Origin of the sequence: Pantoea sp. USMM079 (assembly GCF_037153115.1) — a bacterium.
Classification (GTDB): domain Bacteria; phylum Pseudomonadota; class Gammaproteobacteria; order Enterobacterales; family Enterobacteriaceae; genus Pantoea; species Pantoea communis.
Genome location: NZ_JBBCKX010000004.1, coordinates 260538 through 281227 on the forward strand (window position 1 = coordinate 260538; position 20690 = coordinate 281227).

Here is a 20690-nt window from a genome sequence, read left to right on the forward strand (position 1 = left end):
AAGAGTTCTGATCACGGTTTGACTCCCAGGCGTTCAAATAAAATATCGGGTGAAACGAAATTCATTTCCTGACTTGCCGCATCAACCGCCACCTGCAGCGTGTGTGCTTTGGTGGTGATCTGGCCCGCCACATTGCGGATGACATAATCGATACGCAGGCGGTTTTCGTATTCGGTAATGCGGGCTTCCACGCGGATCACCTCTTCACAGCGTAACGGCTGGCGATATTTGACACGCGTATCTACCACTGGCCAGACAAAACCGCTGGCGGTCATCTCACCGTAGCTGTAGTTGATGCTGCGCAGCAGCGCTTCACGCGCCACTTCAAAAAAGCGGAAATAGTTGCCGTGCCACACCACGCCCATCGGGTCGCAGTCGTGGAACGACACGGTTAATTCAACCTCAGCGCGCCAGATATGTTCACTCATCGCGGCTCTTCTCCTCTGGTAACGTCCAGAAATCGTAAAAGTTAAACCAGTCCAGCGGCGCCATCAGCGCATGCTGCTGCAGTCGTTCGGCATAGCGATCCACCGTGGCCTGCAGCGCCGCCTGTCGTTGGGCGCGCGGCAGCAGGATCGGATCGGCAAAGGGTTCACAATGCACTCGCAGTCTGCCCTGTTCCCGTAAGGCAAACATCAACAGCACCGGACAGCGTAAGGCGGCGGCCAGGACAAAAGGCCCCTGCGGAAACGGTGCCGGACGGCCCATAAATGCACTCCACACCACGCGGCGTTCGCCCCCGCGCTGACGATGCACGGCGGTGCGATCGCCAACAATCGCCACCCATTCCCCGGCATCCAGTTTTTGCTGCAGCAGGATGGCCGTATCCGGGCCGATATCGGTGACCGGCATCAGATTCACCCCGGCCTGCGGTGCAATGCTCTCCAGCACCTCGCGAAAGCGCTGGGCGTTATCGGTAAACACCAGCGCATTGATCACCAGCCCACTGACCTGCTTTGCCATGGCGCGGCAGGCCTCGATATCACCCAGATGCGACGCGAGGATCAAATGTCCTTTGCCCTCCGCAGCACGGATGACCGCTTCGGCACCCGGCGCAAAATCAATATCGCGTCCCCACTGTACCTCTCCGCGCCAGCTGGCGACTTTATCCAGCATGCTGTAACCAAAGCGCACAAAGTGGCGATAGCTATTGATCGGCGTCGGCAGGGCAATCTGCTGTTTACTGGCTTCTGCCTGCACCCGCGTCAGCCATTGCTGAGAAGCGGTACGCGCCTCACGTCCGCTCAACCAGTAAACCGCCACCACCGGCCATAGCAACAGCACAAACGGCAGTCGCCCGGCGCGACGATACAACCACAGCATAAAACGCAACCCGCTCTGACCCCGACGTTCTGGCGTGGCGGCCCAGTGCTGCGCCGTTTTACCCCGGCTCAGTAACTGTGGGATGCGCGGCACCATGCCAAAGAACAGGCGCGTGTGCATCCATGAGATACGCAGGTTGTCGTGCAAGGCATCAAAATGTGACAGGCCACTTTCCGGATAGGTGACGCGCGTGCTGATAAAGCGGCTCGGCGTGCCCTGCCAGTAGAGTCGCACCATGATTTCGGTGTCGAAATCCATGCGCTGGCCAATCGGGTGGCGATCGCAGAGTGCCAATGAGGGTTGCAGCGGGTAGACGCGGAAACCGCACATGCTGTCTTTTAGCGAGAAAGAGAGCGTTTCAATCCACACCCAAAAATGGGTGATGTAACGGCCATACAAGCGGGATTTCGGAATGGAATCATCGTAAACAGGCTGGCCGGAGATCAGGCAATCGGGATGGCTTTCCGCTTCCGCCAGCATGCGCGGCGTGTCTTCCACCTGATGCTGACCATCCGCGTCGAGTTGTAGCGCGTGGCTGTATCCTGCTGCGGCGGCCCGGCGCATCCCGGCGATTACCGCCGCACCTTTGCCCTGATTAACCGGTAAGGTGAGGATATCCAGCTGTGGAGCCTCGAGGTCAGCGATCTGCTGCTGAGTCTGCGTATCACTGCCGTCATCGACGATAATCACCGGCAGATTAAAGGGAGCCAGCCGCGCCAGCACCGAGGCCAGCATGGCGCCGTGGTTGTAGCAGGGAATCAGCACACAGGGTTTGAAAGGCGCATTCAGCACAGGCGAATCTTCCCGCTGCTGGCAATCTCAGTGCTGTCCGCGTAAATCAGGCTGTAGCTGAAGCTCAGCAGTGATTTGTCTTCCTGCCAGCTCAGCTGCAGCTCTAGCTCCGCATCAGGCGGCACCGGCTGCTGAAACTTGATGTTCTCAATTGAACGGAACTGTTTACCGATGGCCAGGCGTGACAGGCCGTAATGTAAAGCCCAGTCGAGCTGCGCCACGCCGGGTAAAATCGGTAAGGTCGGGAAGTGGCCGCGGAACCAAAACAGATCCGCGGCAGCATGCAGGCGCAGCGTCAGTGTTGCGCCCTGCTGCAGGGCGTTGAGTTCAACCGGCAACATCAAACAGTTCCTCAATTTGGGGCCAGGCGCGTTTACTCTGCGCCGTAACCGGAATCGCGTTGACGACACGCCAGTAACGCGGCATGGCGACTGGCTCCAGCCAGGGTTGTAGCGCGATTTTCCATTGTTTCTTGCGTTGGGTCAGCGTTGCGGCATCCAGCGTGTCCGGCAAAGCCAGCACCACGCCAATCGCCTGGCGTCCGTGACGCTGAATCGCCAGAGCGGCCGCGTCTTCTACGCCGGGTAAGGCCAGCAGTCTTCGCTCGATCTCACTGAGTGAAACGCGCTTATCTTCTATCTTCACCACCCGATCCTGACGCCCCGCCAGCTGAAATACGCCGGAGGGCTGTTGCACGATGCGATCGTCGAGCGGCCAACCTTCAGGGGTTTCCAGCAGAGCTGAAAACACCCGCCAGCCGGCTTCCTGCTGTACCAGCTTAACTTGGGGGAAACAGTGCCACGGGGCGTTTTCTTCCTGCGCACAGCGCCAGCCGATCACGCCGGTTTCGGTGCTGCCGTAAATCTCATCCACCGCACACTCAAAGGCGCGCTGAGCGTGCTGTGCATCAGCCCAGGGCAATGCCCCGCCAGCCGAAACAATCAGCGCACATGAAGGTGCATCCAGGGCAGAATCCAGGCGACGCAAAAAAGCCGGGCTACTGATAAAGGCATAGCGACGATCGCGACGCTGATCGGCGAGCTGTTCACCGTAAAAAATTTGCTGAGCGGCAAGTGGCAAGCTCAGCGCCATCGGCAACACAATGCGAAACGTCAGGCCATACAGATGTTGATGGCTCACTGACGCAATCACGTGGCATTGCTGCAGACGGTCGGCCCATAACGCTGCCAGCCACTGCGCTTCAAGATCGAGTGCACGCAGTGATTTCACCACGCGACGCGGCGTCCCGGTGGAACCGGAGGTGAATAGCACCAGTTCGGCATCTTCGGCGATGGCAGGCAGTTCGCCCAGCGCCAGTGCACCGTCCCAGCGCAATTGTGGCAGGGACACCGCCAGCGGCATATCGCTGATCACGCCATCCAATTGTTCTGCCATCTCTTCCAGCTGCGCGGCCCGACAATGTCCGGGGATCACCGGGGTTTTACCGGCGTGCCATAACGCCAGCAGCGCCGCCGTGAAGTGATAACTGTTATCGAAGCACAACGCCCAGTGCTGACCCGGCTGGCTTTGGAGTTTTTCCATTAACGCCAGCACCTGCTGACGCATCTCCGATAACCAATGCTGTTGCTGCCCTTGCCAGGCCACCACGCGATCCGGCGCAGCCAGCCAGTCGCGGATACTCACCACCTTCATGCCTTGTTCCTCATACGCTGACGCAGCAACCATTCGCCGCCCATCAGCGTGCCCATCAGCAGATAGCTGATGCACCCATTCCAGAGTGTCCACAGCGAGAGATCATTGAGCAGGCAAGTGACCAACGCCACGCTGCCATTAATAATGAAAAATCCACACCATACCTGTGTCACGCGCCGCGTATAGCGCACGGCCCGCGCGGGGAAATCCGCTTCACGCAGCCGCGCTAAACGCTCGACCAGCGGCATCGGGCTCCACAAAGATGTGCCAAACAGCAGCAGCATCAGCCCATTCACCACCACCGGATACCACAGCAACAAATGCTGACTGCGCAACAGCATGCTGGCGAGGCACAGTAAGGTCCCCACCAGCGCCAGCGACAGCATCACTCGCCCCATCGCGCCCTGCGCATGACGTAACTGCCAGATGCGCCAACCAAACAGCAGGGCTAACAGAGCAATCACGCCGCGCCATTGCGGATGGGTGACGGCAAGCCACACCAGAAACGGCCAGGCCAGCAGGGCCAGACCATTTATCAGGCGCAGAAAGGCTGGCATGCCGGAAATCAGGCTTCGTCGCGCATCAGTTGATCGACGGCATCCACCACATCCTGCACGGTGCGAACCGCACGGAAGGCTTCAGGTTTGATTTTTCGGCCGGTACGCTTTTGCAGGTGCACCACCATGTCCACCGCATCAATGCTGTCGAGTTCGAGATCTTCATACAGACGGGCATCCGGGCGGATATCATCGGCATCAATTTCAAACAGCGAGGTGAGCAGCGAGGCCACTTCCTGGTAAATTTCGTCTTTATTCATCATTTTGACTGTTCTCAGGCTTGCTGTTGTTCAACAAACGCGGCCAGCGTGGCCACGGAAAAAAAGTGCGCGCGTAAGGTTTCGCTTTCTGCAGAAAGCTGTACGCCGAAGCGATTTTTCACCGCCAGTCCCAGCTCAAGGGCATCGATTGAATCGAGTCCCAACCCTTCGCCAAACAAGGGGGCGTCGGTTTCTATATCGTCCGGGCTGATATCTTCCAGATTCAGCGTGTCGATAATCATCAGTTTGATGTCGTCAATCAGTGCTTGCATAACTTACTTTGTCTCTTCAGGGACCAGCGCCTGTTGCAGGTGACGCGTCAGGCGACGCGCGGCGAGCGGCTGCGCATCTTCTTCGGCTTCACTAAAGGCCTGGCTATCAATACGCGATTGTACGCGTACAGTAAAAACGGGTTTAACCAGCGGAATCTGATACCAGCGACTTTGCTTATCGAGCATACGCTGGGTGCAGCTAATATGTACCACGCGCAGATCGCATCCGGCACGCACCGCGATATTGGCGGCACCGCGTTGCAGCTTTAACGGTTCACCATAACGGGTACGCGTCCCTTCAGGAAAAATCAGGATGGTATCGCCGCGCGCTAAACGCTGCTGGCTATCGGGCAACAAGGTATCGGCTTCGCTGTTAATCAGGTAATCGGCACATTTGATGACGCCATTAAAAAAAATATTGTGCTGCAGTTCGGCTTTGACCAGACAATCCATTTCCGGAAGCACCGAAGCAATCATCACATAATCAATTAACGAAGGATGATTGGCGACAATCAGACAGCCGCGATCCTGGCGCAGTAGCTCCGCACCAATGATCCGATAATCGTAGACACCGACAAAGCGACAAAAGCGCAGGAAACAGCGGAAGCTCCAGGCAATGCTGCTGCGTGCAATCTGACGACGACGCAGGCCATCGCGCTGAATCAGCAACAGCAGGTTAAACCAGGTCACAGACAGCAGCAGACCGCCCACGCTGAACAGCGTAAAACTCACGGCAGTCATCACCAGTCGCCAGTAAAAGTTGCAGCCAGCACGCCAGCGCAGGGCTAACGAATTATCCGCCATGATGACGCTCCCAGTGCCACAGGTGACGTTTACCGGCAATCGTCATTCGTTCGTCACCTTGCAACATCGCCTGCAGGAATTGCAGACTTTGCGGCAAAGTCTCGGCTGCGGGGCGCGCGGGCTCTGCTGTGCAGCGCCACTCATTGCCAGATTGCAGCAACAAAGCCACCGCGTAAGGGGCGTTGAAGCGGTCAATTTCGGGTAGCCACGGCTGATAATAGGCAGGTACAACGCCGTCAAAATCCACCAGCAGCACCTGCGCGTAGCCCGCCTGATGCAAAGCCGCGACCTCAAGCAAACCCTGTTGAAAACTGTCCATGCCCGCTGAAATTGACGAAGAGACCTGCGGCTGTCGCGCCGCAATGGTTAAACTCCCCACCGCAGAGTTGTGTACGGACATGGCAAAATCGGTCGGAGAGAGCGCCTGCTGATCTTTTAACGCCGTGAGTATGCGCAGATTACGTTCCAGCTCACCGTGGCGGCTGGTAAACACAATGGCATCCACCGTTTGACGTGCCAGTAGCGCCAGCCCGCTCTCCACAGCCGCACGGCTGCCCGCACTCAGGCGGCGTGCAGTCATCATCGGCAAAAATTGGGGTTTGGCGATCGGTAGGGTGGCGTCCAACGCGGTTTGCTGTCCGGCCCAGTGCTGCCACTCATCGGCAGTGCTGTGACCTGGTGCAATCGCGTGCCAGTCAACCAGGGTGTAAGCGAGTTTCATACCTGTATTCTTTCTTCAGCCTCAGGGATGGTCAGATTTTCGCTGTGCGGCATCCCTTCCCTGCTTGCGTTCGAGTCCGTCATCCGTCTCATGCGAATGTCGCCGATTAACAAGGCGGGCACGTGGCCCGCCTGTTTTCTCTTTCGGCAGCGTTAGCGCTTTCTTTAAAACATTATGTCAGCGATCACGCATGGCGCTTATTTTACGGCCTGAACCGCAAGACGCGTCTGAATACCCTGGTTCAGATTCTGAATCCAGCGGTTGTAGTTACGATGGATCTGGCCACTGCCCGCTTTCAGATTGGTACTGCTCACGTAATCAATGCGGTAGCTGTTTGCAGCATAAGTGATGCGAATGTCGGCCGTATGACCGCGCTCGGACAGCTTACCGTTCATCACGCCTGGGCCTGCCGGGGAAATCACCCAGTGGTTGGCCGCACCGGCTTCAACAATGGCGCGCTGCATTTGACTATCCGTGTAGCTCTGCCCAACGGTCTGGCTCACGTTCTGAATGGGCGCGGTGCGCGGTGCGCAACCCGTCATTAATGCCGCTGTCACGATTAAGGCAAGCGCCGCTTTTTTATTCATCATTTCCTTTGTTTCCCCTGTCGTAGCCAATCACCACTAATGGCGACCGTGTGCGTAATTGAACTTGCACTGATCCGTTCAGACTTTGTAAAGCGCGCGAATAATACCACTATATGTAAAGACAAGTAAAAAAAAGCACGAATGACTTAAGCAGCGCCTCATTTCATGGCAAAAGCAGAAATTGCCGGGTTTACAGCGTAAAATCTGCCGCAAAACCGGCTTGTGGCATGATGTTTAGCCCTGCCAGCCGCCGCCGAGCGATCGGTAAAGATCGATTTGTGCGAGCAACAGAGTGTTTTTCACTGAGACAATATTGAGCTGAGTGTTAAACAAGGTGCGCTGCGCGTCCAGTTCATCCAGATAAGAGGCATAACCGTTCTGATAACGATTACGTGCGATGCGGTATGCTTCTGTCACATAGCCTTCTTGCTTCTGCAATTCCGTTAGCTGTTCCTGGCTGCGACGAATGGCATCCAGCGCGTTGTCCACATCCGAAAAGGCACTGCGTACCACCTTTTCATAGCCATAAAGCGCCTGGTTACGTGCGGCCATCGCCACATCCACCTGCGCCGTCAGTGCTTCGCGATTTAATAGTGGTGCGAGAATGCTGCCGCCAATGCTCCACAGGCGGAAGGGATTCTCGAGTAACTGATGCAGTTGAAAACTTTGCAGCGTGCCGGTCGCCGTCAGATTAAGTGAAGGCAATAAATCGGCCTGCGCCGAAGCCAGCGAGGCATCCGCGGCAATCAACTGACGCTGTGCCTGCACGATATCCGGGCGGCGGTTGAGCAGCTGAGACGGCAACAACGCCGGCAGCGTTTGCGGTTTGATATGGTCGAAGTTGCGGGTACGGGCAATCTCGCGCGGATTCATGCCCACCAGCACGCTGAGTGCATTCTCTTGTTGTTCAATTTGATGCTGTAACTGCGGCACCTGCGCTTTGGCGGTCTGATATTCCGATGCCGCCTGCATCCACTCCAGTCGTGAGGTATAGCCGGTTTCAAACTGGCGCTGCGCCAGATTTAACGAGTTTTCACGCGTGGCCAGCGTCGCTTCGGTGACACGCAATTGTTCGTCCAGCGCGCACAAACTGAGGTAACCGGAGGCCACCGAACTGGCCACCGTTAGTTCAGCCGCGGAAGCTGCAGCACGCTGGGCATCCAGAGACGCTTGCGAAGCAAGAATGCTGTTGCTGCGACTGCCCCAGAGGTCTACGTCATAGTTTGCCTGCAACAGTCCCTGGAAGACGGCATTCTCATACGGTTGCCCGGTTACTGCCGACAATGCGCGCTGATGTGTGGCGGCAACCCCGGCGGATAGCGTGGGGAAATTATCCCCCTGCGCAGCACGCAATTGCGCGCGGTACTGATCGACCCGTGAACGGGCAATCAGGATATCGCTGTTATGTTGCAACGCCTGGTTCACTAAGCGGTTAAGGTTATCGTCGCCAAAGCGTTGCCACCACTGTGCTTCGGGTGCTGCCGATGGGCCAACCTGCTGGCGCCAACTGTCCGGGATCGGTAAGGATGATGGGGCCTTTTCCACTTCTGTCGCGCAGCCGCTGACCATCAACGTCATCAGCGAGGCGAGGATTAACCGCTTCATGGCGCATCCTTGTGCGGCTCTGCTGCAGTATCAATATTGACTTCAACCGACATGCCGGGACGCAATTCTTCAGTATCGCCGAGGATTTGAATACGTACCGGAATACGCTGTGCGATCTTCACAAAGTTACCGGTGGCATTGTCCGGTGAAATGGCACTGAATTCCGAACCGGCGGCGGGGGAAATAAATTCAACCCGGCCGTCAAAACGCTTGCCGTCCAGTGCATCAACCCGAATCGTCACGGGTAATCCTGGACGCACACGTGCCAGCTGTGTTTCTTTCAGATTGGCGATCACCCATTTGTTATCCGGCACCACTGATGTCAGGCGCGTGCCCGCCGTGACATAGGTCCCTTTACGCACCGACAATTGTCCCAGCTGTCCGCTGTCGGGCGCGATAATACGTGTATTGGCCAGATCGATATTGGCCAGTTCCAGCGCGGCTTTGGCACTGGCTACATCGCCTTCCAGGGAACCGCGATTCACGATGACCGTTTGTAAACTCTGCTGCGATACCGCAACCTGCGCATCTGCCTGGCGAAGTTGCGCTTGCGCCTGCGCGTTAGCGGCACGCGCCGCGTCACGTTCACGCACGGAGAGCGACCCATCGGCCGCCAGATTTTCTACACGCTTCAGGTCAAGGCTGCTTTTCAGCGCCTGGGCTTTGGCATTCTCCAGCGCAGCTTTATTGCTGAGAATATTGGCTTCCGCACTGCGGCGTTGCTGTTGGTTATTGTTTTGCGCAGCGATTTTCATATCCAGCTGCGCTTGCGCCTGATGCACGCGCTGGCGATAGATACGATCGTCAATGGTCATCAGTAACTGCCCTTTGGTGACCGGTTGTAAATCCACCACATTCACGTCGGTCAGATAGCCGCTGACCTGCGGGCTGATAAAGGTGACCTGCCCGCGCACATAGGCGTTCTCCGTTGACTGAATCGTGCTGGTAAACGGCCACAGCTGCCAGGCGTATAAAATCACCAATACGCCAACGATCACGATGCCGCTGCCGAAAGCGATGGAAAGAATGCGTCGGCGGTTGGCGCGTTCGCGCTCCGCAGCCTGAATATCGTCCTGTTGGCTCATGAATTCTCCGTCGGGTTTGAAGCTTGCTGACGCTGTTCCGTCAAATTATGGCGTGCCTGACGCCAGTTGATATAACGCAGCCGCGTCAATCGCCACAGCACCCACATCAGGGTGATCAGCGCCATCGCGGCAGTCAATAAATAGGTGTCGTTGTAGGCCAGCACGTTAGCCTGGAGTGTGGCCACAGCTTGTAGCTGGCTGCTGCTCTGCGCGCTGAGCAGAACGTTGTCGGGCAACTGGCTGCTAAACAGTGAACTGTATTGGCTGAGGCGCTCGATGACATTGGGATCAAGCTGTGACAGCTGATCGCCCAGCAGGCTGGAGTGGTACTTCTCCCGCCACGTCTGGAAGGTGCCGAGTATAGCCGAGCCAATCAGCCCGCCCAGATTTTGGCTCATGCCAAACAGCACCACAAAACTCACCAGATTTTTCGGCTGCGTCACCACACCGCCAATCCCTAACAGCATCGCGGGCGCGAGGAAGAACGCGCTGCTAAAGCCGAGTAAAAACTGACTGACATACAAATTGTTGCCACGCGTGACTGGGCTGGATTGTGCATCCATGTACGAGGCGATGATCATCACCACCAGCGAGGTGACAATAGGCCAACTGAGATGCGTCGGTTTGATGGTCAATGCACTGGCGATCATGCCAAAAATCACTCCAGCGATAATCGCTAAAGCCAACCCACGCATCTGGTCATTCAGCAGCCCAAGCTGTTGCAGGAAGCCCACCGCGCCGGTGTTTTGTTCGGCCAACACAATGCGCATCATGATCATCACAATGCCCAATCGCACAATCATGCCGTTACTCAGCCATCGGGTGTTAATCAGCGGATTCGCGCGGTTATGTTCCACCACCACTGCCGCAACAATCAGCACCAACGAAAGGGCTAATGAAATACCCAACCACGGCGTGGTAAACCACCACTCGATACGGCCCAGCGATAGCACGCCGCACAGCAGTGCCATGCCGGGTGCCAGCAGGATAAAGGTGACAAAATCCATCTTTTCAAAGGCCTTGATACGATCGCCCGGCGGCAACTTCACCACCAAAACACAACCGAGCGCTATCATCGCCAGCCCTAACTCAAACAGATAAAGACCGCGCCACTCTTCCAGCTGGAGCAATTCGGTAGAGAATAAACGGGCGAGCGGGATCGCCAACTGCGATGCGGTGATGCCGATCACCAGGGCTTTGAGTCGGTGTTTCGCCGGCCAGGCCTGAATTTGGTAATAGATACCAAGGGAGCTAAGCGCCGCGCCCACCATCCCGTGAGCGGTGCGCACAATAATGGCGGAACTGAGATCGTTGGCCAGGATATGGAAGAACGCCACGATGACGTAAAGCACGAGAAAAGCTTCGGTAAACAACCGCAGGCCAAACTGCTGACGAAATTTAACCAGCAGCAGGTTGATGGAAATGTTGCCCATCACGTAGACAGCCGGCAGCCAGGCAATCTCATTGCTATAAGCGCCAAAGGTGCCCTGAAGATTGGTGAGATTGGCCGTCACCAGCGCATTACTGAGCGCGCCGGTGATGGAGATCAGCAGTCCAATAATGCCAAACGCCACGCGCTTTGAGGGCGAGTGGATTGGGGTGGAAGGTGAACCCGGCAGCATCGGTTTTTCATGAGGCAGCCATTCACGTTGTGCATAAGGATTGCGTTTTGCCACGATTAGATACTTCCCAGTCGAGCCAGCAGCTGTTGCAAAACCTTCTCGGTCACTGCCAGCGCTTCAGGATCGATGTCTGCCAGCAACTGTGCGCGCAAGCTATCTGCCTGGGTTTTCACTTCAGCAAACGCGACGCTGCCCTGCTCGGTCAACACCAGCAGGCGTTTACGGCGATCCTCTTTCGGCTGCACGCGCGCCAGTAACTGCTGTTTTACCAGTCGATCTACCAGTGGCACCACGCTCGCTTCTTCTAATCCCAACAGTTGGGCCAGCGCTTTCTGGGTCGGCGGCTCCGTGGCCGTGGCCACTGTCGCGATGGCCATCCAGCTGCTCATACTTAAGCCACTCTCTTTAAGGCGACGATCGACTGCCAGCCGCCATGCATGTGCCGTAAGATGTAATAAACGCGAAAAAGGTTGCGGATAGTCACTCAAAACGTAGCAGCCTAATGATTAGAGATCTAACTAAACAAGTGCGTTATTATAAACAAAGTGTCAGCCTGATGAAAAGTTTGCTTACATTAGCACTGTAGTTCGCGCGCCTCTGCCCTTCCACTCAGTTCTAAAATAGATACGGCTTGCCACAAAGCCTATCCCTGTACAGCTATTTTGTATAAGTTTCGCGTAAATAAAATTATTTAAATCACTGATAAATAATAATAAGCACAAATCCCTCAAAAATATCATTGTACAAGTTAGGGTTCATTGTATAAGTTTACTTCCCGTGAGCCAACGACTGGCTCCGTAACGAATGATGCACTTTGCGTCGCCTCTGAAGGTGTTTTTGGATTTCCACCTTCAGAGGTGTCTTTTTTGCGTTGGTTGATGAGTTTGGGTCTTACGCGCCTGTCCGCGCGTAAGTTTTTTCATCATGGAACTGAAGGCCAGGTTGCCATCAGACCGATCTGAAGGGCTTCATACATGCAAAACGCCGCCACCAGCAGTGACGCTATCGCTGACTACTTTAAACTCGCCGGTAACAGCGACAGCACCGAGATGGAAGTTTTCGGGCAGATCATCGCTGAAATCCTGCAAGCCGGCATGCCGGTCACCAATAAAGCCATCATCGCTTCGCTGATTAATCGCCTTGAGATGGAAAGTGATGTGATCCAACTGGATATTTATCGTCATCTTCTCGAACTGGTGGTTAACAAAACGCCTGACGATCTCTCGGTGTAATACCGGATTCCAGGGACGGAATCACTCTCTTCTTCGCTCTCCCGCTAGCTTCATCCCTCAATGCCCGCTAACATCATCCGCGTTTAGTGTCCAACTGGTTGCTGCCATGCCGTGACGGTATGCGCAAAATAATAAAAGAGCCTGCACATTTATGAGCCGATCTACAGAACACGCCCCTGCGGCGAACGATATTACCGTGGGCAGCGTTTTACGCTCGCCTGCGCTGCTTACCCGTGAGTGTCTGGCGGGAGTGATTACCGCACTGGCACTGATCCCGGAAGTGATCTCCTTTTCTGTTATTGCGGGTGTCGATCCCAAAGTGAGCCTTGTCGCCTCGGTGGTGCTGTGTCTGACCTTGTCGATTTTAGGTGGCCGCCCAGCCATGGTCACGGCAGCAGCGGGATCGGTGGCACTGGTGATTGGACCGATGGTGCACGCGCATGGGGTTGAATACATTCTTCCTGCGGTAATCCTCGGCGGTATCATTCAGATTATTTTTGGTCTTGCCGGGCTGTCCCGCATGATGCGCTATATTCCGCGTTCAGTGATGCTGGGCTTTGTGAATGCGTTGGGCATTCTGATTTTCTTCGCGCAGGTTCCCCACGTCTGGGGGCAATCGGGATTGGTATGGGTGCTGTTTGCCGTGACCCTGGCGATTGTGCTGCTGTTACCCAAAATCCTGAAAAGCGTCCCGTCACCGCTGGTCGCCATTGTCGTCGTCACCGGGGTGGCGTTGTTGCTGGGTTATCGCGTGCCTAATGTGGGCGATGAAGGGCCAATGAGTTCAGGCTTGCCCGGATTTACCACGCTGCTGGTGCCGTTTAATTTACAGACGTTACAGATTGTCTGGCCTACCGCGCTGAGTATCGCCTTCGTGGGTTTGATGGAATCTCTGCTCACCGCCAAACTGGTGGACGATATTACCGATACGCCTTCAGGTAAGCGCCGCGAGTCCTGGGCACTGGGTGTCGGTAATATTTTGGCCGGTTTTTATGGCGGTATCGCTGGCTGTGCCATGATCGGTCAGACCATTGTTAACGTTGAGCTGGGCAAAGCACGCACGCGCATCTCAACCATTGCTGCAGGTATTGTGCTGTTGCTGCTGGTCACCGGACTGAGTCAGATCATGGCGCAGATTCCTATGGTGGTCCTCGCGGCCATCATGATGGTGGTCGCAGTGAAAACTGTTAACTGGCACAGCCTGCAACCCGCCACGCTAAAACGTATGCCGTGGTCAGAAACCTCGGTGATGGCCCTGACGGTTGTGGTCACCGTTTGGACTGGCAACCTGGCGCTGGGCGTATTGATTGGCGTCATCCTCGCCATGATGCTGTTTGCACGTCGTATTGCCCATGTTATCCATGCTGAACGCAAGTTAAGCGATGACGGTGAACAGGTTTATTACACGGTGCGCGGCCCGCTGTTCTTTGGCAGCAGCAATGATTTATTCGAACATTTCGATTACGGGCACGATCCGAAAGTCGTCACCATTGACCTGACACATGCACAAATCTGGGATGCATCCAGCGTTGCGGCACTGGATGCCATTGAATACCGCTATCAACGCCATGGTGCAACGGTCACGGTTACCGGGCTGGATAATCGCAGTAGCGATTTCCGCGATCGCCTGAGCGGTAACCTGGGGTGATGATTTTAATGAAGTGAGTCTGAGTCACTTCATCCAGAATGATGATTCTCTGAGCTGTCATCTCCAACGAGCTGACAGCTTTTTTATGTGCTTGAGTCAGCGAGAGATCAACTACGCTTAGGAGGCAACGCCTGGTTGCCCGAAGAAAGGACGTTATTGATGAAGCATTTTTTCGCTGGGATGATGATTATCACTTGTCTGGCAACGTTAATAGGCTGCCAGCAATCCGACAGGCCAATTGGGCCAGATGGACGCCCCAACGTGCCCACCAAGCAGCCTATTCCGGGCGGGCCGATGAGCAAAGGGCCTGTGGGGCAACCGCAAGCTTAAGGTTAATCGTGCCCGAGAGCAGTTGAGCAGTTGAGCAGTTGAGCAGTTGAGCAGTTGAGCAGTTGAGCAGTTGAGCAGTTGAGCAGTTGAGCAGTTGAGCAGTTGAGCAGTTGAGCAGTTGAGCAGTTGATATCGTGGATTGATACTGGAATGGGTATTCGGAAGTGTATTGCAGGCACAAAAAAACCGCCCTTGGGCGGTCACGACATTACTGCATATTGCTTTGATTTTATTTGGTTTTAGCGACTACTAAATATGGTACCCGGGGCGGGACTTGAACCCGCACAGCCATAAGCCGAGGGATTTTAAATCCCTTGTGTCTACCGATTTCACCACCCGGGCAGGGTGTAAATTGGAGGCGCGTCCCGGAGTCGAACCGAGGTAGACGGATTTGCAATCCGTTGCATGGCCACTCTGCCAACGCGCCTTTATTCTGATGTGTCATCCGTTAACAACGGAGGACTAAATTTGGAGCGGGAAACGAGACTCGAACTCGCGACCCCGACCTTGGCAAGGTCGTGCTCTACCAACTGAGCTATTCCCGCAATTCACCGAACTCGCTGATTTTATTCAGCTTCTTGCAGACTCGCTGCCGTTCGATGCGATGCATTCTACTTATCTGACGCAATGAGTCAATAGAATTATCCACACAGCGCGTCCGTTTGCTGCTTTTTAAATCGTATCGATCAGCTATCGAGCAGATCACCGCGTGCGGCGCTTAAATACTGGAACATTGACCAGAAGGTCAGCACCGCGGCGATATACAGTGCCACCACGCCCACGCCCACTACGGTTGCGTCTGGACGCCACAGCAAGGCGAACAGTGAGAACATCTGCGCCGTGGTTTTCACTTTGCCAATCCAGGAAACAGCCACGCTGCTGCGCTTACCAATCTCCGCCATCCACTCACGTAAGGCTGAGATAATAATTTCGCGCGCAATCATGGTCGCTGCCGGTAAGGTAATCCACCAGGCGTGGAAATACTCGGCGACCAGTACCAACGCAATGGCCACCATCACTTTGTCTGCCACAGGATCGAGGAAAGCGCCAAAACGCGTAGTTTGCTTCCAGCGGCGGGCAAGAAAACCATCAAACCAGTCAGTCACGGCGGCAACCACAAAGATCAATGCAGTGGCAAAAGGTGCCCATTGAAAAGGCAGATAAAATGCCAGCACAAAGAATGGAATCAGTACAACTCGAAACAGGGTAAGACACGTCGGAATGTTAAATTGCATATGCCAGTAACTGTCTGGTGTGAGTAGAATTTAACGTATGTTCCTACATTGCCCCCCCTGTTTCAATGCTAGTGTTTCAGCGAGTAGTAGATTTTTTCCGCCAGCGCGAAGGAAATCCCCGGCACTTTAGCAATCTCATCCACGCTGGCATTCATCAGGGGTTGCAGGCCCCCCATGTACTTAAGCAGCTGTTGACGCCGTTTTGGCCCTACCCCTTCAATGCTTTCAAGCGCGCTGGTGTTCTTCACTTTAGCGCGTTTTTTCCGGTGCCCCGAAATTGCATGATTGTGAGAGTCATCACGAATATGTTGAATCACATGCAGTGCAGGCGAGTCTGGCGGCAACGAAACGCCCTCGCCTTCCGCTTCAAAGAACAGCGTTTCCAGACCCGCTTTACGGTCAGTGCCTTTTGCCACGCCCAGCAGAATGGGATGATCTTTATCCCAGGGCACATCCAGCTCTGCGAACACCTGTTTCGCCTGTGCCAGCTGGCCTTTACCGCCATCGATGATAATCACATCAGGGATTTTGTCCTCCTCCAGCGCTTTACCATAACGACGACGTAGTACCTGGTTCATCGCGGCGTAATCGTCGCCGGGCGTGATGCCTTCAATGTTATAGCGACGGTAATCCGAACGCAGCGGTCCATCGCGGTTAAAGACCACACACGAAGCTATCGTCTGCTCACCCATGGTGTGACTGATGTCGAAACACTCCATGCGCTTGATGCTGTCGAGTTCGAGAAAGACGGCCAGCGCCGCTAGTCGCTGCTGAATAGTGGAGTGCTGAGACAGTTTAGTGGTCAAAGCGGTGGCCGCATTGGTGCGCGCCAGTTTAAGGTAGCGTGCCCGATCGCCGCGCGGTTTGCTTTGAATATTGACCTTGCGGCCGGCCAATTCACTCAAGGAATCGGCCAGCAACTCACGTTCGGGCAGACTGAAGTCCAGCAGAATATCAGCTGGCAAAGTGCGTGCTTCGCTCCCCTGCAGATAAAACTGGCCGACAAAGGTTTGCACCACTTCGGTGAGATCGGTATCAGCAGGCACTTTCGGGAAATAACTGCGGCTACCCAGCACTTTGCCCTGCCGAATAAACAGCACGTGCAGACAAGCCATACCGGCGTCGAATGCCACCCCCATCACATCAAGGTCATCCCCCTGATTGGAGACAAACTGCTTCTCTGTGACGCGTCGTACCGCCTGAATCTGATCGCGCAGACGCGCCGCTTCTTCGAAGCGCAATCCATAGCTGGCCTCTTCCATGCGTTTGACCAGTTGGTTGATTACTTGATCATCTTTGCCGGCGAGAAACAGCCGCACGTAATCGGTTTGCTGCGCATACTCATCTTCGCTGACCAAACCCGCTACACACGGCCCAAGGCAACGGCCAATCTGATATTGCAAACAGGGGCGAGAGCGGTTGCGATAAACACTGTTTTCACACTGTCGAATCGGGAACACTTTCTGCAACAGCGCCAGGGTTTCACGCACCGCATAGCCATTAGGGAAAGGCCCAAAGTATTCCCCTTTCGCGTGTTTGGCACCACGATGCATCGCCAGTCGCGGATGCGCGTCTGCACTCAGAAATATATAGGGATAGGATTTATCATCACGCAGCAGCACGTTATAGCGAGGCTGATAGAGCTTGATGTAATTGTGTTCAAGCAGCAACGCTTCGGTTTCGGTATGCGTCACCGTCACGTCGATGTTTTGGATGTTACTGACCAGGACTTCGGTTTTTCGGCTGCCCACCTGAGTGCGGAAATAACTGGTCAGGCGCTTTTTGAGGTCTTTCGCTTTACCGACATAGATCACCGTGCCTGTCGCGTCATACATACGGTAGACGCCGGGCTGACTGGTCACGGTGCTCAGAAAGGCTTTGGAATTGAAAACGTCACTCACTACTGATTAACGGCTCCGCATTATAGAGACCATGTCGAATGGCCAGATGCGTTAACTCTACGTCGCCACTGATGTTCAACTTACTGAACATGCGATAACGGTAACTGTTAACGGTTTTCGGGCTGAGATTAAGCTGCTCGGAAATTTCCGTCACCTTTTGCCCTCGGGTGATCATCAGCATAATCTGCAATTCCCTTTCCGACAAACAGCTAAAGGGCGATTCGGCTTTTTGCGGCTCGATTTGGCTAAGCGCCATTTGCTGCGCAATATCTGATGCGATATAGCGCTGGCCTGAGTGCACCGAACGAATCGCACTCACCACTTCCTGCGGGGCCGCACCTTTGCTCAGATAACCCGCCGCACCGGCTTGCATTACTTTTGCCGGCAGCGGATTTTCGGTATGGATGGTCAGCATAATAATGCGGATGTCAGGATTGAAGCGCACAATTTTTCGCGTGGCTTCCAGACCGCCGATGCCCGGCATATTCATGTCCATCAGCACCACGTCGACCGGATTGTTGCGGCACCATTTCACCGCGTCTTCACCACAAGCCACTTCCCCGGCAATTACCAATCCCTTCATATCTTCCAGTATGCGGCGAATACCGGCGCGTACCAGTTCATGGTCATCAACAAGAAGCAGACTGATCAACGGGACGTACTCCGCAGGTTAGTGAGGGGAAAAATATATTTCAGGAGGGCCATCTTACCGGGTTTGCCGGGGAAAAAACATCTGGCTACGCAGATAAATCTCAAATGAAATGATACACATCAAATTGAGCTCAATCCCAGATATCTTTTGAGTGAAACGCTTAGCATGCAAGAATTAAAATGTGAAATTGTGACTAATATCATTATGTTATAATTTATGCTCTTTTCATTGACCGCTGGGCTTTGCTTAATAAAAATAACTTCAACGCCTGATTTTTCCTGCCTGTTAATAACGCAAACATCCATTTAATGTTGGTTTAATCTCCACCGCTTCGCCTGGGATAAATTCCTCATTCAACCATATGATATACTCTGTTTTTTACACACAGATATTGTGTCTACATTCAGTAACACCACCAAGGAGTCAAAGATGAGTGATGAAGACTTTTCAACATCGCGGGATACCCAGGCACTGGCCGATGAAGTCGCTTGCCTGAAAATGATGGTGACGCTGATTCTGAAAGGGATGGGCCAGGCGGATGCCGGTAAGGTGATCATTAACATGGAGCGCTATGTGCAAAGCGCGTTAGCGGATAAGCCGCAGGCGGAAGTGTTCAGCAACACCATTCGTCAGATTAAAACCGCCTACCGTCAGTAAGCGGTGAAGCCCCGCGCGATGCGCGGGGTGGTCAACTGTGTGACTGCCAGTTCACTGAAACACCCAGTGACGGCAGCACCTCTTCCGGACTAAACCGGCGTGTGCCACGATACTTGTCCGCCAGTGCCGGCTGATGAACCGGAATACGAATGGCAAACAGATTATCCTCAGATTGAATCAACCCGGGTGATAAAGGTTCGTACACGACGTGGTGCTGCTCAAACATTTTTTCCAGCATCGGCGTTGCTGAACTGATCAGGTACTCCATACCGCTGAGTTCCGCCAACTGCACCGCATGCCACAAAATCGTCAGTGGCAGTTCTGCATCCACCTCAAGGCGTGCTGAAAAGCGTGACATTTCCCAGACTTTTTCCTGATCGAACGGCAGCACCATGCCTTCAGGCACTTCTGGTTCATGCCAGGGCAACAAACGTGCACAGCCGCAAATCCCCTGGCGCGCATTCCAGGCGATCATCCAGGTGACATCGGAGCGATCAAAGCGATCATACTCCTGTCCGGGCGTACTTAAGCGCGGCGGGATAGACCAACCTTCACCCCGCGCAAAAACGCTATAGCGATACGTTCCTAATTCTGCCAACAGAGAGGACGGCATATCCTTAAGCTGTGTTTGAATTACTTTCATCATGCGCCCCTGACATCCCCATGTTTGCAATGATTTCTTTGCGCCAGCCTGGCAAAGTTCCGGCGCAGGGTAGACAACTGACTAAAGAGTGGGAACTACTAAAATTAGTAGTTGCCTTTTTGCTATATCAGGCCAATTGCCGCCGCATAACACGCAATCTGCGTTTTATTGGAAACATTAAAACGCTTTTGCATATTCTTTTGGTGAAAATTCACCGTATGTTCTGAAATCGCTAAAATCAGTGAAATTTCCGCAGAAGTTTTTCCTTCCGCCGTCCATTTCAAAATTTCCAGTTCGCGTTGACTAAAATCGTTAGATAAAACCGCCATTGAACTATCATTTAGCCGCTCCAGCACGCGCAAACTCAGTTCCGCCAGAAGGTGCAGTTTCACCTCCAGTTGAACGCGTAAGTGTTGAGTCTGACTGTGAAGCGATGATGCTATAGATAATATACCAATGGCACGATTTGGCGCCATTGCCGAACAAGAAAAGCCGCTGTTGAGCCCTGCCGCATTCGCTTCAGCCCATAAATTACCGGCACCGGTAAATAAATCCCGCGTCCATTCCACGCCTCGTCCCGGCCGCTGACAAAGCAACAGCACCGGATCGACAGCATAATAATTTTCGCTTTCATAGCGCTTAACCCAGCTTTCCGGGTAAGTACTGAACAAAAACACGCGCGGCCGGGTAAAAGGCACGGGATGTTGAACCAGGAAAGCGAATGAATCGAAACCCATCGCTTCAATGTGTTTTTGTAATAGCGTTTTTACTTGAATCACTTCCGTCAGCGCCTGAAATTCATTTTCAGTTTCGCCACGCCAGACGAAATAATTATCGGTCGTCATTATTGCCTCAGCGTTGTTTCACGCTTTAACTTGTTATTCGTTCTGATTAACACAAAAAATAAATTAACTAGAGAAAAAATATTGATTGAAATGAGAGCAGCCCGCGGGGTAACAATCATAACCATCCTGTTGTCAATGCGTTACCATTATGGGGAACTGAAAGCAGATACATTTTGCCAACAGCTTCACAACTTTAATCCTCTTTCCTGATTAGAATAGGATTTTTCCGAAGGAGTTTCAATCACCCTATTCATCGAAAATCATCA

General features: G+C 54.0%; 22 protein-coding genes and 3 tRNA genes. 3 read left to right on the forward strand and 22 right to left on the reverse strand.

Going from position 1 to position 20690, the window contains the following annotated elements:
- Nucleotides 1–11: 11 nt before the first annotated feature.
- The 14 genes from WFP70_RS09455 to WFP70_RS09520 all read right to left on the reverse strand — a co-directional run bounded on the left by WFP70_RS09455 (nucleotide 12) and on the right by WFP70_RS09520 (nucleotide 11769).
- Entirely contained in the window at nucleotides 12–428 is a 417-nt protein-coding gene (locus WFP70_RS09455; protein ID WP_097119589.1) for an acyl-CoA thioesterase, read from the reverse strand.
- The gene (locus WFP70_RS09460; RefSeq protein ID WP_337023193.1) at nucleotides 421–2115 is read right to left on the reverse strand and encodes a glycosyltransferase family 2 protein; all 1695 of its coding nucleotides are present in this window, start codon (nucleotides 2113–2115) and stop codon (nucleotides 421–423) included. Before WFP70_RS09460 ends, WFP70_RS09455 begins: the two co-directional genes overlap by 8 nt.
- Nucleotides 2109–2456, reverse strand: a complete 348-nt coding sequence (locus tag WFP70_RS09465) for an ApeI family dehydratase (RefSeq protein ID WP_337023192.1) — start codon at nucleotides 2454–2456, stop codon at nucleotides 2109–2111. The genes WFP70_RS09460 and WFP70_RS09465 overlap by 7 nt, the downstream gene beginning before the upstream one ends.
- Nucleotides 2443–3768 carry an AMP-binding protein gene (locus tag WFP70_RS09470; protein WP_337023191.1) on the reverse strand — a complete coding sequence of 442 codons (1326 nt, stop codon included), beginning with the start codon at nucleotides 3766–3768 and terminating at the stop codon, nucleotides 2443–2445. Before WFP70_RS09470 ends, WFP70_RS09465 begins: the two co-directional genes overlap by 14 nt.
- Nucleotides 3765–4325: a hypothetical protein gene (locus WFP70_RS09475; RefSeq protein ID WP_337023190.1), complete on the reverse strand. Its 561-nt coding sequence runs from the start codon at nucleotides 4323–4325 to the stop codon at nucleotides 3765–3767. Before WFP70_RS09475 ends, WFP70_RS09470 begins: the two co-directional genes overlap by 4 nt.
- A gap of 8 nt (nucleotides 4326–4333) precedes the next feature.
- A complete protein-coding gene (locus WFP70_RS09480) occupies nucleotides 4334–4588 on the reverse strand; it encodes an acyl carrier protein (RefSeq protein WP_034820249.1) in 255 nt (84 codons plus the stop codon).
- 11 nt (nucleotides 4589–4599) lie between these two features.
- Nucleotides 4600–4857, reverse strand: coding sequence for a phosphopantetheine-binding protein (locus WFP70_RS09485; RefSeq protein WP_034820252.1), 258 nt, complete (start codon nucleotides 4855–4857; stop codon nucleotides 4600–4602).
- 3 nt (nucleotides 4858–4860) lie between these two features.
- Nucleotides 4861–5661, reverse strand: a complete 801-nt coding sequence (locus WFP70_RS09490) for a lysophospholipid acyltransferase family protein (protein WP_097119584.1) — start codon at nucleotides 5659–5661, stop codon at nucleotides 4861–4863.
- Nucleotides 5651–6382, reverse strand: coding sequence for a beta-ketoacyl synthase chain length factor (locus WFP70_RS09495; protein ID WP_337023189.1), 732 nt, complete (start codon nucleotides 6380–6382; stop codon nucleotides 5651–5653). The genes WFP70_RS09490 and WFP70_RS09495 overlap by 11 nt, the downstream gene beginning before the upstream one ends.
- A 197-nt stretch (nucleotides 6383–6579) precedes the next feature.
- Entirely contained in the window at nucleotides 6580–6972 is a 393-nt protein-coding gene (locus WFP70_RS09500) for a hypothetical protein (RefSeq protein WP_097119582.1), read from the reverse strand.
- A gap of 231 nt (nucleotides 6973–7203) precedes the next feature.
- On the reverse strand, nucleotides 7204–8574 hold the full coding sequence (locus WFP70_RS09505; protein WP_337023188.1) for an efflux transporter outer membrane subunit: 1371 nt from the start codon (nucleotides 8572–8574) through the stop codon (nucleotides 7204–7206).
- On the reverse strand, nucleotides 8571–9659 hold the full coding sequence (locus WFP70_RS09510; RefSeq protein WP_097119580.1) for an HlyD family secretion protein: 1089 nt from the start codon (nucleotides 9657–9659) through the stop codon (nucleotides 8571–8573). Before WFP70_RS09510 ends, WFP70_RS09505 begins: the two co-directional genes overlap by 4 nt.
- A complete protein-coding gene (locus WFP70_RS09515) occupies nucleotides 9656–11335 on the reverse strand; it encodes an MFS transporter (protein WP_034820282.1) in 1680 nt (559 codons plus the stop codon). The genes WFP70_RS09510 and WFP70_RS09515 overlap by 4 nt, the downstream gene beginning before the upstream one ends.
- A 2-nt stretch (nucleotides 11336–11337) precedes the next feature.
- On the reverse strand, nucleotides 11338–11769 hold the full coding sequence (locus tag WFP70_RS09520; RefSeq protein WP_034820286.1) for a MarR family winged helix-turn-helix transcriptional regulator: 432 nt from the start codon (nucleotides 11767–11769) through the stop codon (nucleotides 11338–11340).
- Nucleotides 11770–12255: 486 nt separating this feature from the next.
- Here WFP70_RS09520 and WFP70_RS09525 point away from each other — a divergent pair, with 486 nt between their 5' ends.
- Complete coding sequence (locus WFP70_RS09525; RefSeq protein WP_034820289.1) at nucleotides 12256–12513, forward strand: biofilm/acid-resistance regulator YmgB/AriR; 258 nt, start codon at nucleotides 12256–12258, stop codon at nucleotides 12511–12513.
- Between the two features lie 151 nt (nucleotides 12514–12664).
- Nucleotides 12665–14161, forward strand: a complete 1497-nt coding sequence (locus WFP70_RS09530) for a SulP family inorganic anion transporter (RefSeq protein WP_337023187.1) — start codon at nucleotides 12665–12667, stop codon at nucleotides 14159–14161.
- Nucleotides 14162–14747: 586 nt separating this feature from the next.
- On the opposite strand, the gene WFP70_RS09535 is transcribed toward WFP70_RS09530, so the two are convergent.
- The 6 genes from WFP70_RS09535 to uvrY all read right to left on the reverse strand — a co-directional run bounded on the left by WFP70_RS09535 (nucleotide 14748) and on the right by uvrY (nucleotide 18279).
- A tRNA-Leu gene (locus tag WFP70_RS09535) sits at nucleotides 14748–14833 on the reverse strand.
- Nucleotides 14834–14844: 11 nt separating this feature from the next.
- Nucleotides 14845–14918 (reverse strand) — tRNA-Cys (locus WFP70_RS09540).
- 42 nt (nucleotides 14919–14960) lie between these two features.
- Nucleotides 14961–15036: transfer RNA gene (locus WFP70_RS09545), tRNA-Gly, on the reverse strand.
- 141 nt (nucleotides 15037–15177) lie between these two features.
- Nucleotides 15178–15726: a CDP-diacylglycerol--glycerol-3-phosphate 3-phosphatidyltransferase gene (gene pgsA / locus WFP70_RS09550; protein ID WP_034820295.1), complete on the reverse strand. Its 549-nt coding sequence runs from the start codon at nucleotides 15724–15726 to the stop codon at nucleotides 15178–15180.
- Between the two features lie 68 nt (nucleotides 15727–15794).
- Nucleotides 15795–17627, reverse strand: coding sequence for an excinuclease ABC subunit UvrC (uvrC, locus tag WFP70_RS09555; protein ID WP_034820298.1), 1833 nt, complete (start codon nucleotides 17625–17627; stop codon nucleotides 15795–15797).
- Nucleotides 17620–18279, reverse strand: a complete 660-nt coding sequence (gene uvrY / locus WFP70_RS09560) for a UvrY/SirA/GacA family response regulator transcription factor (RefSeq protein ID WP_337023186.1) — start codon at nucleotides 18277–18279, stop codon at nucleotides 17620–17622. Before uvrY ends, uvrC begins: the two co-directional genes overlap by 8 nt.
- A 429-nt stretch (nucleotides 18280–18708) precedes the next feature.
- Here uvrY and WFP70_RS09565 point away from each other — a divergent pair, with 429 nt between their 5' ends.
- Nucleotides 18709–18936, forward strand: coding sequence for a DUF2594 family protein (locus tag WFP70_RS09565; RefSeq protein WP_034820303.1), 228 nt, complete (start codon nucleotides 18709–18711; stop codon nucleotides 18934–18936).
- Nucleotides 18937–18967: 31 nt separating this feature from the next.
- Here WFP70_RS09565 and WFP70_RS09570 read toward each other — a convergent pair whose 3' ends face one another.
- Both WFP70_RS09570 and sdiA read right to left on the reverse strand, forming a co-directional pair.
- The gene (locus WFP70_RS09570) at nucleotides 18968–19579 is read right to left on the reverse strand and encodes an acyl-homoserine-lactone synthase (RefSeq protein ID WP_034820307.1); all 612 of its coding nucleotides are present in this window, start codon (nucleotides 19577–19579) and stop codon (nucleotides 18968–18970) included.
- Between the two features lie 122 nt (nucleotides 19580–19701).
- Entirely contained in the window at nucleotides 19702–20424 is a 723-nt protein-coding gene (gene sdiA / locus WFP70_RS09575) for a transcriptional regulator SdiA (protein WP_034820310.1), read from the reverse strand.
- Nucleotides 20425–20690: the final 266 nt, after the last annotated feature.

Bases quoted from the DNA above. Each gene is read 5' to 3' on its own strand.
- WFP70_RS09465 (WP_337023192.1), bottom strand. From the start codon at position 2,456: ATGTTGCCGGTTGAACTCAACGCCCTGCAGCAGGGCGCAACACTGACG.
- WFP70_RS09500 (WP_097119582.1), bottom strand. From the start codon at position 6,972: ATGATGAATAAAAAAGCGGCGCTTGCCTTAATCGTGACAGCGGCATTA.
- WFP70_RS09570 (WP_034820307.1), bottom strand. From the start codon at position 19,579: ATGAAAGTAATTCAAACACAGCTTAAGGATATGCCGTCCTCTCTGTTG.
- WFP70_RS09490 (WP_097119584.1), bottom strand. From the start codon at position 5,661: ATGGCGGATAATTCGTTAGCCCTGCGCTGGCGTGCTGGCTGCAACTTT.
- WFP70_RS09470 (WP_337023191.1), bottom strand. From the start codon at position 3,768: ATGAAGGTGGTGAGTATCCGCGACTGGCTGGCTGCGCCGGATCGCGTG.
- WFP70_RS09455 (WP_097119589.1), bottom strand. From the start codon at position 428: ATGAGTGAACATATCTGGCGCGCTGAGGTTGAATTAACCGTGTCGTTC.
- WFP70_RS09510 (WP_097119580.1), bottom strand. From the start codon at position 9,659: ATGAGCCAACAGGACGATATTCAGGCTGCGGAGCGCGAACGCGCCAAC.
- WFP70_RS09525 (WP_034820289.1), top strand. From the start codon at position 12,256: ATGCAAAACGCCGCCACCAGCAGTGACGCTATCGCTGACTACTTTAAA.
- WFP70_RS09505 (WP_337023188.1), bottom strand. From the start codon at position 8,574: ATGAAGCGGTTAATCCTCGCCTCGCTGATGACGTTGATGGTCAGCGGC.
- WFP70_RS09495 (WP_337023189.1), bottom strand. From the start codon at position 6,382: ATGAAACTCGCTTACACCCTGGTTGACTGGCACGCGATTGCACCAGGT.
- WFP70_RS09485 (WP_034820252.1), bottom strand. From the start codon at position 4,857: ATGCAAGCACTGATTGACGACATCAAACTGATGATTATCGACACGCTG.
- WFP70_RS09530 (WP_337023187.1), top strand. From the start codon at position 12,665: ATGAGCCGATCTACAGAACACGCCCCTGCGGCGAACGATATTACCGTG.
- WFP70_RS09475 (WP_337023190.1), bottom strand. From the start codon at position 4,325: ATGCCAGCCTTTCTGCGCCTGATAAATGGTCTGGCCCTGCTGGCCTGG.
- sdiA (WP_034820310.1), bottom strand. From the start codon at position 20,424: ATGACGACCGATAATTATTTCGTCTGGCGTGGCGAAACTGAAAATGAA.
- pgsA (WP_034820295.1), bottom strand. From the start codon at position 15,726: ATGCAATTTAACATTCCGACGTGTCTTACCCTGTTTCGAGTTGTACTG.
- WFP70_RS09480 (WP_034820249.1), bottom strand. From the start codon at position 4,588: ATGATGAATAAAGACGAAATTTACCAGGAAGTGGCCTCGCTGCTCACC.
- WFP70_RS09565 (WP_034820303.1), top strand. From the start codon at position 18,709: ATGAGTGATGAAGACTTTTCAACATCGCGGGATACCCAGGCACTGGCC.